Below are 16,343 nucleotides of genomic sequence, written 5' to 3'. Positions count from 1 at the left end.
TGTTTTCAATGACGTCTGAGTCCACCCGTGCGATCCCGGCCCCGACAGGCAGCACGCTCGACGCTTTCATCTCCGACTACTACGAACACCTGGCCGGTGAAGACCGCCAGAACTCCAACGTGGAAACCCTCCACGAGCGGGCCGTCCACCACTGGCAGGTCGCCCTCAGCCGTACTCCCGGCACCCCGAACATCGAGGTCCATAACGAAGCCGGCCGCAGCGTCGTCTACATCGTCACCGACGACATGCCGTTCCTGGTCGACTCCGTCACCGCCGAGCTGGTGCGGCAGCACTCCGCCATCCACCTCGAGGTGCACCCGCTCCTCGTCGTGACCCGCGACCGGCACACGAACGAGCTGATCGGGGTCAGCCGTGTGCACGGCGGTGACGCCGCCCGGCCCGGCGACGTCGACGAGACCGTGAGCCAGGTCGAGTCGTGGATCGCGATCGAGATCGAGACCGCCAACGACGAGGCCCGGGCCAGCCTGGTCACCGGTCTCGCCAAGGTGCTCGGCGACGTGCGCGCCGCGAACGAGGACTGGCGGGCCATGCGAACGAAGGCCGTGCAGATCGCCGACGACCTCGGCCACGTCGCCCACGCCGAGGGCATCCAGGAGATCAAGCAGGCGCAGGACCTGCTGCGCTGGCTCGACCGCGACAACTTCACCTTCCTCGGCTACCGGGAGTACGACCTGGAGACCGTCGACGGCGAAGACGTGCTGACCATCCGTGAGGGCAGTGGCCTCGGCTTGCTGCGCTCGATGGAAGACGGCCACCAGATCCAGCACCTGACGGATGCCGGCCGGCACAAGGCGCGAGAACGCAGCGCCCTGGTGATCACCAAGGCCAACTCGCGGTCGAGCGTGCACCGGCCGGCGTACTTCGACTACATCGGGATCAAGAGCTTCGACGCCGACGGCAACGTGCGGGGGGAGCAGCGCTTCATCGGCCTGTTCGCCGCCACGGCGTACACGAGTTCGGTGCGGGACGTGCCGATCCTGCGCGAGAAGGTCGACGCGGTGATGGAGCAGGCCGGCTTCCCGCCCGGGTCGCACAGCGGCAAGGAGCTGCTCGGAATCCTGGAAACGTACCCCCGCGACGAGTTGTTCCAGATCGACGTGCCCACGCTGTTCACCACCGCGCTGGCCATCCAGCGGCTGCAGGAGCGCCGCCGCACCCGGCTCTTCCTTCGCCCGGATGTCTACGGCCGGTTCATGACCGCGCTGGTCTACTTCCCCCGCGACCGGTACACCACGGCCGTCCGTCTCCGGATCGAGAAGGAGCTGCGGGACACGTTCCACGCGGAGTCCGTCGACTTCGAGGCCCGGATGACCGAGTCCGCGCTGGCTCGACTGTTCTTCCGGATCCGGCTGCAGAAGAACGACACGGTCGGCGTCGTCGACACCGCCGCACTGGAACACCGCCTGGTGATGGCGGTGCGGTCCTGGCCCGAGGGGATCGGCGAGAAACTGCGCGAGAGCTACCCGCTGGATGAGGCGGAGCGCCTCGCCGAACTCTGGTCGGAGGCCTTCCCCGCCAGTTACCGGGTGGACTACGAGCTCGAGGAGGCTCTGGAAGACATCGGCCGATTCGAGGAGGGCGCCGCCGCGGCAGCCGCCGCGCGTGCCGTCGGCACTGAGCCGGCCAGGCCCGCACTTCACGTCTACCTTCCGACCGGCACGGGCGCCGGCGACACCGTCGCCGACGCCGACGATGGGAGCACCGCTGGGCGCGGCGCCGCCGAAGAGGATGCCCGGGTCAAGCTCTACCTGATGGAGCCCAAGAGCCTGAGCCAGATCCTGCCGTTCCTGCAGAACCTCGGCATCGAGGTTCTCGACGAGGTGCCCTTCGAGATCAGAACCGCCGACGGCCGGGACTTCTACCTCTACGACCTGGGCCTGACCTACCCGGCCGGCGTCGACCCGATCGAGACGGGCGCCCTGCTGGCCGACTCGTTCGGCGCCGCCGTCAGCGGAGCCACCGAATCGGACGGGCTCGACCGGCTGGTACTCAGGGAGGGCATGGCCTGGCACCGGGTCGTCATCCTTCGCAGCTACGCCAAGTACCTCCGCCAGGCCGGCAACACCAACTCCTACGGGTTCGTCGCGGACACGCTGCTCGCCAACCCCGCCGTCACCGGCGGCCTGGTGTCGCTGTTCGAGGCCCGGTTCGATCCGGATCTGGCCGAGGAGGAACGCACCAGCCGGGCGGCGCAGGTGCGCGAGCACCTGACCGTGGCCATGGAGCAGGTCACCACGCTCGACGCGGACCGGGTGCTGCGCACCCTGATCAACCTGATCGAAGCGACGCTGCGCACGAACTTTTTCCAGGGCAAGCCGTACCTGAGTCTCAAGCTCGACCCCACGGCGATCGAACTGCTGCCCTTCCCCCGGCCGCGCTACGAGATCTGGGTCTACTCCCCGCGGGTGGAGGGGGTGCACCTCCGCTTCGGCAAGGTGGCCCGCGGCGGTCTGCGCTGGTCGGACCGGCGCGAGGACTTCCGCACCGAGGTGCTCGGCCTGGTCAAGGCGCAGACGGTCAAAAATGCCGTGATCGTGCCCACCGGGGCCAAGGGCGGGTTCTTCGCCAAGAAGCTGCCCGACCCGGCCGTCGACCGGGCCGCGTGGATGGCGGAGGGCATCGAAAGCTACAAGACCTTCATCCGGGGACTGCTCGACCTCACCGACAACCTGGTCACGACCGCGGACGGCGAGCAGCTGGTGCCGCCCAGCCGGGTCGTGCGCCACGACGACGACGATTCCTACCTGGTCGTCGCCGCCGACAAGGGAACGGCCACGTTCTCGGACATCGCCAACGGGCTGGCCGCCGAGTACGGCTTCTGGCTCGGCGACGCGTTCGCCTCCGGCGGCTCGATCGGCTACGACCACAAGGCCATGGGCATCACCGCCCGCGGTGCGTGGGAGTCCGTCAAACGGCACTTCAGCGAACTCGGCGTGGACACGCAGTCAGAGGAGTTCACGGTCGTCGGGGTGGGCGACATGTCCGGCGATGTGTTCGGCAACGGGATGCTCCTGTCGCAGCACATCCGTCTCGTTGCGGCCTTCGACCACCGGCACATCTTCCTGGACCCGACTCCGGATGCCGCGGCCTCGTTCGCGGAACGACGGCGCCTGTTCACCCTCCCGCGTTCCTCCTGGGCGGACTACGACTCCAGCCTGATCAGCGCCGGCGGCGGGGTCTTCCCGCGCCAGGCCAAGGTGGTGCCGATCTCCGCCGAGGTGCGGGCCGCGCTCGGGCTGCCCGATGGCACCACGCGCCTCAGCCCGCCGGAACTGCTCCGGGCGATCCTGACGGCCCCCGCCGACCTGCTCTACAACGGCGGCATCGGCACCTACGTCAAGGCGAGCACGGAGACGGCCGCGCAGGTCGGCGACAAGGCCAACGACGCCATCCGGGTCGACGGCAGGGACCTGCGGGTCAAGGTCGTCGGCGAGGGCGGCAACCTCGGGCTGACCCAGCTCGGCCGGATCGAGGCGGCGCTGCAGGGCGTCATCCTCAACACCGACGCGATCGACAACTCCGCCGGGGTCGACTGCTCCGACCACGAGGTGAACATCAAGATCTTCGTCGACCGCATGGTCGCCGCGGGCAAGCTCTCCGAGGAGGAACGGTCGGAGTTCCTCGCCTCCATGTCCGACGAGGTCGCCCGCCTGGTGCTGGAGGACAACGTCGACCAGAACATCTTGCTGCTCAACGACCGCGCGAAGGTGGCCAGCTGGAGCCCCAGCTACGAACGCCTGATGGACTGGCTGGAGGCATCCGGCGACCTCAAACGCGACCTGGAGGCCCTGCCGACGACGTCGACTCTGCGCGAGCGCCTGGAAACGGGCCAGGGCCTGACCTCACCCGAGCTGAGCGTGCTGGCGGCGTACGCCAAGATCGAACTGGCCACGGCGCTGCGGGACAGCGACCTGGCCGACGACCCGTGGTTCCGCCGCACGCTGCGCCGGTACTTCCCCCGGCAGCTGTCCGAGCGCTTCGACGCCGAGCTGGACACGCATCCGCTCCGCCGCGAGATCATCGCCACGGTCGTTGCGAACGACATGATCAACCTCGGCGGGGTGACGTTCGCGTTCCGGGCGATGGAGGAGACCTCGGCGAACCAGGCCACGATCGCCCGGGCGTTCGTCGCCCTGCGCGAGATCTTTGAACTGGACGTGCTGGTCGAGGAGCTGAACGCCCTGCCGTCGTCGTTCCCGACCCGGCACTGGACGGCGATCCACCTGGACATCCGTCGCCTGCTCGACCGTGCCGTGCGCTGGCAGGTCAATCAGGGCGCATCGCGGCCCGTGGGCGACGTGGTCGCGCAGTACAAGCCGCAGATGGACCTGATGCGGGCGCACCTGGACGACTACCTCAAGGGCGGGGACCTGAAGCGGGTGCTGTCCCTGCTGGACACCGCGCAGGCGTGGGGCGTGCCCGAGAACCTCGGCCGCCGGTGGGCGGAACTCTTCGAGGCCTTCGCCCTGCTGGACGTGGCCACGATCGCCGCCCACACGGACGAGCCCATGACGGATGTCGCCGGGGTGTACTACACGGTGTACGACCGCTTCAGGGTGGACAACCTGCTCGAGCGCATCACCGTGCTGCCGCGCAAGGACCGGTGGCAGGCACTGGCCCGCGCCGCCCTCCGCGACGACCTGTACACGACCGTGGCCGACATGACCCGGGCCGTGCTCAGCGAAACGGACGCCGCCAGCGCCGAGGACCGCCTGCTCGCCTGGGAGGAACAGAACGCGGAACAGCTGGGCCGGGCCCGGAGCGTGTTCGAGGAGGTCAATGCCCTCGCCCAGGACGACATGGCGTCCCTGTCTGTGGTGGTGCGGCTGCTGCGCTCGATCGTGCGCCGGTGAGCCGAACAGTGGGCCGGCCCTCCTGAGCCGGCCCCGCGTCGCCGATCCCTGCCGCCGATCCCGCCCCTTCAAACGTCGGCCGTGTGGCTAACTCAGGAGAACCGTCTACCGGCGCCACACCGGCCGCGGAATCATGCGGCGAGTTGCGGCCCGACGGCGAGATCTCCTGAATTAGCCACAAGATACAGCCACAACAAACGGGCGTGACGGCCGACGGATGCCGCGGCATCCGTCGGCGGCATCCGCCTAGTGGCCGCGGGCGATCCACTCGTCGAGGTGGGCCGCCTCGGCGCCGATCGTCGTGGACTCGCCGTGGCCGGTGAGAACGACGGTCTCCGCGGGCAGCGTGAGCAACCGGCTGCGGATCGACGTGATGATCGTGGGGAAGTCGCTGAAGGAGCGGCCGGTTGCGCCGGGGCCGCCGTGGAAGAGGGTGTCGCCGCTGAACACGGTGCCGAGCGCGGGCGCGTAGAAGCAGACCGCGCCGGGGGAGTGGCCCGGCGTGTGCAGCACCTGGAGGTCGATCCCGGCCACCTCGATCAGCTGGCCGTCTTCCAACGGTCGGCTCGGCGGGGCATCCGGGTAGACCCGGTCCCACAGCATCATGTCGTCCGGGTGCAGGTAGGTCGGCGCGGTGTGCGCCTTTTGCACGTCGGCGACGGCGCCGATGTGGTCGTCGTGCGCGTGCGTGCAGAGGATGCCGACGAGCTTGCGGTCGCCGATGGCCGTCAGGATGGCGTCACCGGAGTGGGCGGCGTCGATCACGACGCACTCGTCGTCGTCGCCGACGATCCAGACGTTGTTGTCGACATCCCAGGTGCCGCCGTCGAGGCTGAAGCTGCCCGAGGTGACGAGGTGTTCGATCCGGGCGGCCATCAGAGGACCACGACCGAGCGCAGCACGTCGCCGCGGGCCATCTTCGCGAAGGCCTCCTCGATGTGTCCGATGCCGATGCGCTCGCTGACGAATTCGTCCAGCGGCAGCCGCCCCTGCAGGTAGAGGTCGGTCAGCATCGGGAAGTCGCGCTCGGGCAGGCAGTCCCCGTACCAGGAGGACTTGAGCGAGCCGCCGCGCCCGAACACGTCCAGCAGCGGGATCTCGAGCATCATCTCGGGCGTCGGCACCCCCACCAGCACGACGGTGCCGGCCAGGTCGCGGGCGTAGAACGCCTGGCGCCAGGTCTCGGGGCGTCCGACCGCGTCGATCACGACATCCGCTCCGAAGCCGCCGGTCAGGGCCTGCACGGCCGCGACCACGCCGTCCTCGTCCAGGTCGGAGGAGTCGATGGAGTGGGTGGCGCCGAGGGTCTGGGCGATCACGAGCTTCTTGGCGTCGCGGTCGATCGCGATGATGACGGATGCCCCGGCGAGCCGGGCCCCGACGATCGCCGCGTTGCCGACGCCGCCGCATCCGATCACGGCGACCGAGTCGCCATGGCTGACGTTGCCCGTGTTCATGGCCGCTCCGATTCCGGCCATGATGCCGCAGCCGAGCAGGCCCACGACGGCGGGGTCTGCTTTCGGGTTCACCTTCGTGCACTGCTTCTCGTGCACGAGGGTCTTCTCGGCGAATGCCCCGAGGCCGAGGGCCGGGCTGAGCTCGGTGCCGTCGGTGAGGGTCATCTTCTGGTCGGCGTTGAAGGTGTTGAAGCAGTACCAGGGCTCGGCGCGCTTGCAGGCCCGGCAGTCGCCGCAGACCGCGCGCCAGTTCAGCACCACGAAGTCGCCCACCTCGACGTGGGTCACGCCGACGCCGACAACGCTGACGCGTCCGGCGGCCTCGTGCCCGAGCAGGAACGGGAACTCGTCGTTGATGCCGCCCTCGCGGTAGTGCACGTCGGTGTGGCAGACGCCGCAGGTCTCGATGTCGACGATGACCTCGCCCGCACCGGGGTCAGGGATCACGATGTCGACGAGCTCAACGGGCGCGCCCTTCGATCGTGCGATGACGCCTTTAACGGTGGTCGACATGGGACTCCTCTGAATTGGTGCCGGTAGTGGACATTGGTGCCGCTGGCCGGGGGTGGAACCCGTCCACACTACCCAACCTCCCCGCCCCCGCCCTGTGTAACCAATTCGACGGAAATTTTGCCGAAAATGAGCCGTTTCGCCTCCTGCGCACGGTTTTAACGCAGAATCTCCGTCGAATTCGTTAGGGGCGGGTCCCTCGCAGTCCTTGCCGGGGCAGGGGCGGCGTTCTACGCTCGCTGCACGGGGGACATCCGCCCGCCCGGAGCTCCCGACGCGACGAAGCCAAGAAGAAGTGAAGGAGAGTCCGATGGCACTCAAGTTCGGAGTACTGGCCCTGGTGGAAGCGAAGCCGGGCAAGGAGCAGGACGTGTGGGACTTCTTGGAGGCGGGCCGCGCGGTGGTGGACGAGGAGCCCCAGACCCGCACCTGGTACGCCTTCCGGGTCGACGAGAAGACGTTCGGCATCTTCGACACCTTCGAGACCGAGGAGGGCCGACAGGCTCACCTGGGCGGTGCGATCCCCGCAGCCCTCGCCGAACACGGGCCGAGCCTGCTGGCGAATGATCCCGACATCCGTCTGATCGAGCTGATCGCCGTCAAATAGACGGAGCCGTCAACCCGGTCAGAGGAACTCCTGGCAACCGTCGCACCACCAGCCACCGCCGGCCGGGGCCATGGGGGTGAAACAGGAGACACAGGTCGGAATCGGCAGGATGTCGTTTTCTATTGCGTGGGGCATGTGGGGCGTGGCGTCGATTCTGCTGGCGAGTTCCCCGGCCCCGAAAAGGGCATTCGCTCATTACCATGTTAGGCAGATGAACCTGAACCTGTCCAGAGACTCGGCGGGGTACGTGGCACAAAGAACGGATGCCGTCAGCGCGGCAGCACGCTCGCCGGCAGCTCCCGCAGGAAGATCTTTGCGGTCGTCGGTCCGATGCCCTTGAACGCGACGAGTGTGCGGGTGAGCTCCTCCCGTGACGCCGCCGCGCGCACCATCCCGCCGACCGACCCGTGCTCGGCGGCCACGCTTCGCATCACCTCGTGCAGCTCGTCGGTCATGATGTAGTCCAGCCGCGCGTAGTGGCCCTCGTCGAGCAGGGCCCGGAGGCCCTCCCGGTCGTAGCGGGCGAACTCCTCCGGGGCGGTCAGGCCGTGGGAGATCAGCACCCCATAGGTGCGGGCGGCGACCTCCTGCTGGATGGGACGGCCGAAGAGCACACTGGCCAGGAACCAGCGGAAGAGCTGGTCTTCGGCCCCGTCGGACAGGTCGAGGCCGAGGTCGGCGGCGGTCATGTGTGCGGTCACGCCCCCTGTCTACCCCTCAGGCGATGGCGATGGTGACGAAGGGGGCACGGGTCGTTCGAGCAGACGTTCGACCAGGGTCTTCAGTTCACCGATCTCGAGCTTCAGGGCGTCGAGCTTGTCCTCGCTGACGTCGAGTTCGGCCTTGATCTCCTCCTCGGCTTCCCGGCTCGCCGACGCGAACCAGGCGGCGATGAACGCGGTGAGGGTGCCGATCAGGGCGATGCCGGTGGCGACCAGACCGACCGTGACGAGTCGTCCTTCGGCCGTCACGGGGTACAGGTCGCCGAATCCGACCGTGGCCATCGTGATGAACGACCACCACCACCCCTCCCAGACGGAGTGGATGTTGGCGCCCGGGGCGCCCCGCTCGGCATCCGTGACCGCGAGGCCGGCGATGAACCAGACCGAGACCGCGGTCACGGCCGCGTACGTCATCACCCGGTTCTTGAGCTTCTTGCTCAGGCGCCGGGCAGAGAGGATCACGATCGACAGCACGCGCAGCGCCCGGAGCGGCCGGAACAGCGGCAGGGCGACGGCCACCAGATCGAGCAGGTGGGTGCGGATGAACTTCAGGCGCCCGCGGGCGAGGCTTAGCCGCACGGTGAAGTCGAGGGCGAAAGCCGCCCAGGTGGCGATCTCGACCCACTCGAGCAGCAGGCGCCACCACGAGCCGATCTCGGGCGCGATGATCGGGGTCGCGTAGGCGAAGAGGAAAGCGAACCCGAGCCAGAGGAGGGGCGCATCCGTCGCCCGTTCCCACCGTTCGCTCCTGGTCATCGTCGACTGCCCCACAGTTCCAACTTAGCTCGCCCAGCGGCGCCGGATCGCCCGACCCGCACCGACCCGCACCGACCCGCACCGACCCGACCCGCAGCGACCCGCACCGACCCGCCCTGCCGGCCTCGCCCTCGAAACGGTGACGGTCCGCCGGTTTCTGACTAGTGTCACCAGCGAAAGCAACGGAGGGCGCGATGAGTGCAGATAAACCGGTCCGGGTGATCGTCGGAGTGACGCACAGGCAGCCGGATGCCGTCGTGCTGGAGGCCGCCGTCTTCGCCTCCCGCTTCCAGGCCGAACTCGTCTGCGCCACCGTCGAGGCGACCCGGTACATGGTGGTGGAGCATGCCGACGGCAGCATGAGTTCCCTCCCGTTCGACCCTGACACTCCCGAGCTGACCGAGGAGAGGTTCGATCCGCGCCTGGCCGCGCACCTGGCGGAGATCCTCGAGGGGGCCGGGGTCGTCTGGTCGACCCGTGCGCTGGCCGGCGACCCGGCTCGCGCCCTCGGCCATCTGGCCCAGACCCTCGGGGCGGCCATGATCGTCGTGGGCACCCGGGAGTCCAATGTGCGGTCCACCCTGGCGAAGTTCATCAGCGGTTCCGTCGCCGTGCGGCTGGCTCACCGGCAGCACCGGCCGGTGGTGGTCATCCCGCTCGCTCCCGTCCCCTTCGAGGAGCCTCTCCCTTGGGAGGGCGGCTGAGGCCATGGCGCCTGACACACCGGATGCCCGCGACCGGGTGCTCGACCTCATGCGGGTCGTCTGCGTTCTGCCGGTGGTGCTCGGACACCTGCTCATGATGGGGGCGACCCTCCGCCCGGGCGCNGCCTGCGGCTCGACAACGTGCTGGCGGCCCAGCCGTGGCTGCCCCCGGTGACCTGGGTCGCGCAGATCATGCCGCTCTTCTTCATCATCGGGGGGGGGTTCGCCGGCCATCGGGCGTGGACCGCGGCGGCCGCCGCCGGGCTGACCCCGGCCGAATTCATCCGCGGCCGCATCCTGAGGCTGGCCCGGCCCGCGGCCCCGCTGTTCCTGGCCCTCACGAGCGGCATCCTGGTGCTGCAGTGGAGCGGGGTGGACCGGGCATCCGTCCTGCTGATCGGCGCCGGGGTGACGTCGGCGCTCTGGTTCCTCGCCGCCTACGCGTTCAGCCAGGCCTTCCTGCCGGGGATGGTGGAACTGCACGCCCGCGCCCGGGTGCTGACGCTGCTGGTGCTGCTCGGCTGCGCGATCGTGGTCGAGGCGGGGCGACTGTCTTCCGGGTTGGCGGTGATCGGCATCTTCAACATGATCTTCATCTGGCTGTTCCTGCAGCAACTGGGCTTCTGGGTGGCCGACGGATGGTTCGCCCGGCGCGGCCGGGCGGCGCTGCTGCTGCTCGCAGCCGACAGCTTCCTGCTCCTGTGGGGGATGGTCCAGACGGGCCTCTCCCGGGTGAACATTCTCGAGGACCTCAACCCGCCGAGCCTGGCCCTGACCGTGCTGGGCGTCGGCCAGTTCGCGCTGCTGGCGCTCGCCCGCCCGGTGCTGCACCGGATCGCGGCGCTCGCGCCCGTGCGGGTGCTGGTTGGGGCGATCGGTGCCCGCCTGATCACGATCTACCTCTGGCACGTGCCGGTGATCGCCCTGCTGGTCGGGCTGACGCTCCTGACCCCGTGGGGCGGTCCGGCGCCGGAAACGCCCCTGTGGTGGTGGACCAGACCGGCGTATTTCGCCGCGACGGTGGCGGCCCTGTTCCTGCTGTCGGCCCTGCTCGGCCGACTGGAATGGCCGGTCCTGCGGCGGATCGGCGATCGGGCCGCGGCCGACTGGGCGGTCTCGGTCTCCACCCTGCTGATCGTGCTGGCGCCGTTCTGCCTGATGGTGTTCGGGCTGAATGTGTGGGTCGCGGCGACCGGAACGCTGGCGCTCGCCGCATCCGTCGGTCTGCAGAGAATGCGCCGAACGGTCACCATCCGGGCCGAAATGACCGTACCGTTGATACGTGGTCTTTGAGCATCGGACTTGAAGAGTGTGGGGGCCACGCACACGAAAGGTTTTCACTAGTTTTGAGCGACGAATGTATCCACGGACTCGAGGGTGGATTGTGTGCCCTGTGCTTCCCGAAAGCAGCCCCCGAGATCGTGCCGGCCGTTCCCGCGGTTCGCGCCAGCCGGGCCAAGTCCGCTAAGGCTCCTTCGCTGCGCAGCTCGCCGTCGCCGCGAACCGTGACCCTCGGCGGCACGAAGACCGTGCCGGTGGCCAAGGCGGCCGGAACCGTCAAGGCCTCACCGGTGCGGGTCTCCGGCGCGGCGAAGACGGCCGTCGACAACGTGGGGGAGCAGCGGATCTACCACGTCACCCACATCCGTAACCTCGCCGGAATCCTCGGCAGCGGGCGCCTGCTCGCCGACGCCAGCGACGCCTGGGAGACCCGGCCCGCCGTGGACCTCTCCTCCGTGCTCACCCGCGCGGCACGCCGCGCCGCGGTCGTCACGGAGGCGGACGACACCCGGGTCGCCGCGTACGTACCGTTCTTCCTGTCGCCGAACGCGTACCTCTGGGACGGCATCCTCACCGGTGCCACCGACCCCCGCCTCTCGGGCCAGGCCCACGACGCTGAGATCTTCGATTTCGTGATCCTGGTCAGCACGGTCAAGAAGCTCCGTGACGACCTCGCCACCGCCGACGAGCCTGCCGCGGCGGCCGTCGTCGTCACCGACGCGGACGCCGCCGGGCCGCTGACCAGCTTCAGTGCCGCGCCGGAGAGCGCGGACCGGCTGCTGCGCCGGCTGCGCGCCGACCAGGAATCGGGCGCGATCCGCGCGGCGGAGCTGCTCGTCAGCGAGCAGTTCCCGTTCCAGCTGGTCACGCTGATCGGCGTCGCCAACGACAAGGTGCGCGACGCGGTGCGGGGCATCCTCGCCGCCGGGGCGCACAAGCCCAAGGTGGCCGTGTACCCGCCGTGGTTCCACGCGGCCGATGAGTCCGACGCGCAGTAGCGCGCCGCACCGCCTGTTCGGGCCCGACGACCGCCTGTTGGCGGCCGCCGGGCCTCGGGCTGTTCCCTGGGGGGTTGAATACCCAGCGGGGTGGGGAGACAGTGATTGCATGCGACGAATCTCCTACAGCGGGGCGTCCTTCCTCACCGCGGACGCCATCGCAGACGCACTCTTCCAACTCGTCACCGCCCTGGGTATCAGTCAGACGACCGAGTCACTGAACCTGCCCGCGATCAATGTCGCCGGGAAGCCGATCATGGTGAAACTGATCGTGGGGCCGATGAGTGAGTTGATCAGCGTTCCCGAGGATTCCCTCTGGGACGAGCCGAACATCACCGAGGTGATCGCAGTCCTCCGCGACCGGGTTCTCGCTCTCCAGCAACCCAAACCCTCGCCCGCGTACGCGGAGATCGCGACGACCGATTTCGACAGCAGCGACTTCAACAGCAGTGACACCGGCCGCACCTCCTGACCGGGTTCTGACCCGTGATGAAAGCGGCCCCGCCCGCGGTGGCGCGCTGCTGCCCGTCGGAGCGCTTTCACCGGGGATGTCAGACCCTCCCGATACGCTCGTCACGGGTGGACCGAGAGGGGAACGATGTTTCTGCTGGAGCGCGACGAGGTGCCGGGCACGCCGGTGAGCAGTGCGACCATGAGCGGCACGCGTCCCGCCCAGACGGTGGTGACGAGCGCGAGCGACCTCGCTGCCGCCTCGAAGTGCGAGTTCGCCTTTCTGCGCAAACTCGACGCGAAACTCGGCCGCGCCGCCGCCGTGCCGGAGAAGGCCGACGCCATGCTCGAGCGCACCGCGCGGCTCGGCGACGAGCACGAAGCCCGAGTGCTCGAGCGTTACCGAATGGCCGGGGGCGTGGTCGAAATCACCCGCCCCGAACGGATGTCGCGCGCCAGCATCGAGATCGTCGTCGCCGACACCGTGCGCGCCTTCGCAGCCGGCGCCGACACCGTCTTCCAGGCCACCTTCTTCGACGAGACCGCCCCCGGCGTGGCCTTCATCGGCTTCGCGGACTTCATCGTGCGCCGCCCGGACGGCAGCTACCTCGTCCAGGACACCAAACTCGCCCGCAGCGCCCGGGTCACGGCGCTGCTCCAGCTGGCGGCCTACGCCGAGCAGCTCGACCGCATCGGGGTGCGCACGGCCGAGACCGTGCAGCTGCTGCTCGGCGACGGAACCGTGAGCGAGCACCGGCTCGCCGACATCCGCCCGGTGTATCGCAAGCGCCGGGAACGACTGCTGCGCATCATCGGCGAGCGGGTCGCGGAGACGGCCCCGATCCTGTGGGGCGATGCGCGGTACACGGTCTGCGGGCGCTGCGGCACCTGTGACGCCGAGGTGCAGGCGCGGCGCGATGTGCTGCTCGTGGCCGGTTTGCGCGTCTCGCAGCGCGCGCGCCTGGCTGAGGCGGGGATCTTCACGATTGACCAGCTCGCGGCATCCGTTGACCCGGTCGCCGGCGCCGCCGGGCTGCCCGCTGTCGTGGTCGACGGGATCGGGGAGAGCACACTTGGCGGGCTCCGCACGCAGGCCCGGCTGCAGGTGCGGGCCGTGGCCGACGAGCCGCCGCCGGTCGAGCTCTGCAACCCGGCCGCGCTGGCCGTGCTGCCCGCGCCCGACGCGGGCGATATCTTCTTTGATTTCGAGGGTGATCCGCTCTACACCGAGGGGGCCGCGGAGAGCTGGGGCCTCGACTACCTGTTCGGCCTGGTGGAGGTCGACGGCACGTTCCGCGCGTTCTGGGCCCACACCTGGGCGGAGGAACGCCAGGCGCTGCGCGACTTCCTCGACTATCTGGGCGCCCGCCGGGCCCGCTACCCCAACCTGCACGTCTACCACTACGCCCCCTACGAACGCACGCACCTGCTGAGCATCGCCGCCCGGCACGGCGTCGGCGAAGACGAGGTCGACGCTCTGCTGCAGCAGAACGTGCTCGTCGACCTCTTCCCGCTGGTGAAGAAGGCGATGCGGGTCGGGTCGCGGTCCTACTCGATCAAGAAGCTCGAACCGCTCTACATGGGCGCCGACCTGCGGGTGGGCGAGGTGACGAACGCGGCCGATTCGATCACCGAATACGCCGCGGCGCGCGACCTCGACCTGCTCGGCCAGGTCGACGAGGGCGAACGGATGCTGCGCTCCATCGCCGACTACAACCGGTACGACTGCGTGTCGACGTTGCGCCTGCGGGACTGGCTGCTCGCGCGTGCGGCCGAGCGGGGCATCCCGGTCGGCGCCGTCGCCCCGGAGAAAACCGTCGGGGAGCTGGAGCCGTCCCCGCTCCGCGGCGAGCTGCTCGCCGTGGCCGGGGAAGCGCTCGACCCGCACCGTAGCGCCGACCGGACGGCGGCCGCGTTCGCCGCCGCCGCACTCGACTATCACCGGCGCGAGCAGAAGAGCTTCTGGTGGGGCCACTACGCCCGCCTCGCGCAGCCGATCGAGGCGTGGGAAGACACCCGGGATGTGCTGCGGGTCGAGCGCGCCCGGGTCGAACGGGACTGGTACCGGGAGGGCCGGCAGCGCACCGACCGCCGGGAACTGCGCCTCTGGGGGCGCCTCGCGCCGGGCAGCAGCATCAAGCCCGGCGACCAGGCCGGACCGTTCCTGCTCTACGAATACCCCGGCCCCTTCCTCGACCCCCGTCTCGAGCCCGGGTCCCGCACCGCCCGCACGGTGACCGTGCTCGAGGTGGCCGACGACGACAGCATCCTCGTGCGGGAGACCGTGCCGAAGGACACCGAGCCGTGGTCTCAGAAGCCGAGCGCCCTGGCTCCGGCGGCGCCGCCGGCCGCCGGCCAGCAGAAGCCGGCGATCGAGGAGTGGGCGCAGAACATCGTCGACGCCCGACCGGGCTGGCCCGAGGAGCCGATGGTGGACATTCTGCGGCGAGTTCCGCCGCGCACTCGCTCGGGCCTGCTGGCGCCGGTCGCCGCAGCCGCCGGTGTGGCCGCCGGTGTGGCCGCCGGTGTGGCCTCGGGTGTGACCGCAGGCGCGACCGCTGGCGTCACTCCGGGCGTGACGGCCGGCCGCGAACGGATCGACGCCGTGACCGCAAGCCTGCTCGATCTCGACTCCTCCTACCTGGCCGTGCAGGGCCCGCCCGGAACCGGCAAGTCCTACCTGGGCGCGCATGTGATCACCACCCTCGTGCGCCGCCACGGCTGGAAGATCGGGGTGGTGGCTCAATCGCACGCCGTGGTCGAGACTCTCCTCGCCGCGATCGTGAAGGCCGGGCTCGACCCGGCCCTGGTCGGCAAGGTGCCCAGGGCCGGCAGTGTGCCCTCCTCCGCGGATTCAGATTCCGATTCCGATGCGGATGCCCCGGCCCGGTTCACCGAACTGGCGAAAGACGGGCAACTCATGTTCGCCCTCGACCACGCCGCCACGGGATTCGTGGTCGGCGGCACCGCCTGGGACTTCAGCAACCCCGCCCGGGTTCCCCGGCAGAGCCTCGACCTCCTGGTCGTCGACGAGGCCGGCCAGTTCTCCCTCGCGTCGACCATCGCCGCGAGCGTCGGAGCGCGCAACCTGCTGCTCCTCGGCGACCCGCAGCAGCTGCCGCAGGTGAGCCAGGGCACGCATCCGGAGCCGATCGACCAGTCCGCGCTCGGCTGGGTCAGTGCCGGCCACGACGTGCTGCCGGCCGGACTCGGCTACTTCCTCGCGGAGAGCCGCCGCATGCATCCGGCCGTCACCGAACCGGTGTCGAGGTTGTCCTACGAGGGGGAGCTGCGTTCGCATCCGGATGCCGCGACTCGGCTGCTCGAGGGCGTGGCGCCCGGCCTGCACGTCGTGCCCGTCACGCATGTCGGCAACTCCGTGCAGTCGCCCGAGGAGGCCGCCGTCGTGGTGTCGCTGGTGCGCTCCTTGCTGGTGAGTTCGGTGCCTGAAAGTTCGGTGCTTGTGAGTCCGGGGCTCGGCCGCCGGTGGACGGACCCCACCGAGGGGCGCCGCGAGGACCCGCTGACCGAGGCGGACGTGATCGTCGTCACCCCCTACAACGCGCAACTGAACACCGTGCGGGAGGCCCTGGCCGCGGCCGGGTTCCCGCGGGTGCGAGTCGGCACGGTCGACAAGTTCCAGGGCCAGGAGGCGGCGATCGCGATCGTGACGTTGGCGGCATCCTCTGCCGAAGACGTTCCCCGCGGGCTCTCCTTCCTGATCATGAAGAACCGCCTGAACGTGGCGATCTCCCGGGCGAAATGGGCGGCTTACCTCGTGCACTCGCCGGCGCTCACCGAGTTCCTGCCGGTCACGCCCGCCGCGGTCGCCGAGCTCAGCGCGTTCATCACCCTCGTCGAGTCGGCAGACGCGGTCCCGGTCCCCATCCCGCCGAGTATGCCGTAACCGGCGGGCCCGCGCCGGCGGGCGGCCCCGAGCTGGGGCGCCCCAGCCGCCGGCGGGCCCGAGCTGCCCCGCTGCGC

The 16,343-nt window shown here is 69.7% G+C and carries 11 protein-coding genes; 7 read left to right on the top strand and 4 right to left on the bottom strand.

The window, feature by feature from the left end:
• Positions 1 to 8: 8 nt before the first annotated feature.
• Positions 9 to 4,874: an NAD-glutamate dehydrogenase gene (locus tag E3T37_RS01365; protein WP_134365067.1), complete on the top strand. Its 4,866-nt coding sequence runs from the start codon at positions 9 to 11 to the stop codon at positions 4,872 to 4,874.
• Between the two features lie 246 nt (positions 4,875 to 5,120).
• On the opposite strand, the gene E3T37_RS01360 is transcribed toward E3T37_RS01365, so the two are convergent.
• Both E3T37_RS01360 and E3T37_RS01355 read right to left on the bottom strand, forming a co-directional pair.
• Positions 5,121 to 5,750, bottom strand: a complete 630-nt coding sequence (locus E3T37_RS01360; protein ID WP_134365066.1) for an MBL fold metallo-hydrolase — start codon at positions 5,748 to 5,750, stop codon at positions 5,121 to 5,123.
• A complete protein-coding gene (locus E3T37_RS01355; protein WP_134365065.1) occupies positions 5,750 to 6,844 on the bottom strand; it encodes an S-(hydroxymethyl)mycothiol dehydrogenase in 1,095 nt (364 codons plus the stop codon). Before E3T37_RS01355 ends, E3T37_RS01360 begins: the two co-directional genes overlap by 1 nt.
• A 307-nt stretch (positions 6,845 to 7,151) precedes the next feature.
• Between E3T37_RS01355 and E3T37_RS01350 the strand changes: the two genes are divergently transcribed.
• Complete coding sequence (locus E3T37_RS01350; RefSeq protein WP_134365064.1) at positions 7,152 to 7,448, top strand: putative quinol monooxygenase; 297 nt, start codon at positions 7,152 to 7,154, stop codon at positions 7,446 to 7,448.
• Between the two features lie 269 nt (positions 7,449 to 7,717).
• Here the strand turns inward: E3T37_RS01350 and E3T37_RS01345 are convergent, their stop codons facing one another.
• Together E3T37_RS01345 and E3T37_RS01340 are read right to left on the bottom strand one after the other, a co-directional pair.
• Entirely contained in the window at positions 7,718 to 8,149 is a 432-nt protein-coding gene (locus E3T37_RS01345; RefSeq protein WP_134365063.1) for a DNA methylase, read from the bottom strand.
• A 9-nt stretch (positions 8,150 to 8,158) separates the two neighbouring features.
• Positions 8,159 to 8,926, bottom strand: a complete 768-nt coding sequence (locus tag E3T37_RS01340) for a potassium channel family protein (protein ID WP_134365062.1) — start codon at positions 8,924 to 8,926, stop codon at positions 8,159 to 8,161.
• A 194-nt stretch (positions 8,927 to 9,120) separates the two neighbouring features.
• On the opposite strand from E3T37_RS01340, the gene E3T37_RS01335 reads away from it, so the two are divergent.
• The 5 genes from E3T37_RS01335 to E3T37_RS01320 all read left to right on the top strand — a co-directional run bounded on the left by E3T37_RS01335 (position 9,121) and on the right by E3T37_RS01320 (position 16,266).
• Positions 9,121 to 9,630, top strand: coding sequence for a universal stress protein (locus tag E3T37_RS01335; RefSeq protein ID WP_134365061.1), 510 nt, complete (start codon positions 9,121 to 9,123; stop codon positions 9,628 to 9,630).
• A gap of 171 nt (positions 9,631 to 9,801) precedes the next feature.
• A complete protein-coding gene (locus tag E3T37_RS16650; RefSeq protein ID WP_166806055.1) occupies positions 9,802 to 10,923 on the top strand; it encodes an acyltransferase family protein in 1,122 nt (373 codons plus the stop codon).
• A gap of 53 nt (positions 10,924 to 10,976) precedes the next feature.
• Positions 10,977 to 11,909 carry a DarT ssDNA thymidine ADP-ribosyltransferase family protein gene (locus tag E3T37_RS16645; protein ID WP_160140985.1) on the top strand — a complete coding sequence of 311 codons (933 nt, stop codon included), beginning with the start codon at positions 10,977 to 10,979 and terminating at the stop codon, positions 11,907 to 11,909.
• Between the two features lie 109 nt (positions 11,910 to 12,018).
• Positions 12,019 to 12,381 (top strand): hypothetical protein, encoded by a 363-nt coding sequence (locus E3T37_RS01325; RefSeq protein WP_134365060.1) that lies wholly within the window; start codon positions 12,019 to 12,021, stop codon positions 12,379 to 12,381.
• 180 nt (positions 12,382 to 12,561) lie between these two features.
• The gene (locus E3T37_RS01320) at positions 12,562 to 16,266 is read left to right on the top strand and encodes a TM0106 family RecB-like putative nuclease (protein ID WP_134365087.1); all 3,705 of its coding nucleotides are present in this window, start codon (positions 12,562 to 12,564) and stop codon (positions 16,264 to 16,266) included.
• Positions 16,267 to 16,343: the final 77 nt, after the last annotated feature.

It is taken from the genome of Cryobacterium sp. TMT2-10 (genome assembly GCF_004403075.1).
Taxonomy (GTDB): Bacteria; Actinomycetota; Actinomycetes; order Actinomycetales; family Microbacteriaceae; genus Cryobacterium; species Cryobacterium shii.
This window is presented reverse-complemented; position numbering and strand designations above follow the sequence as displayed.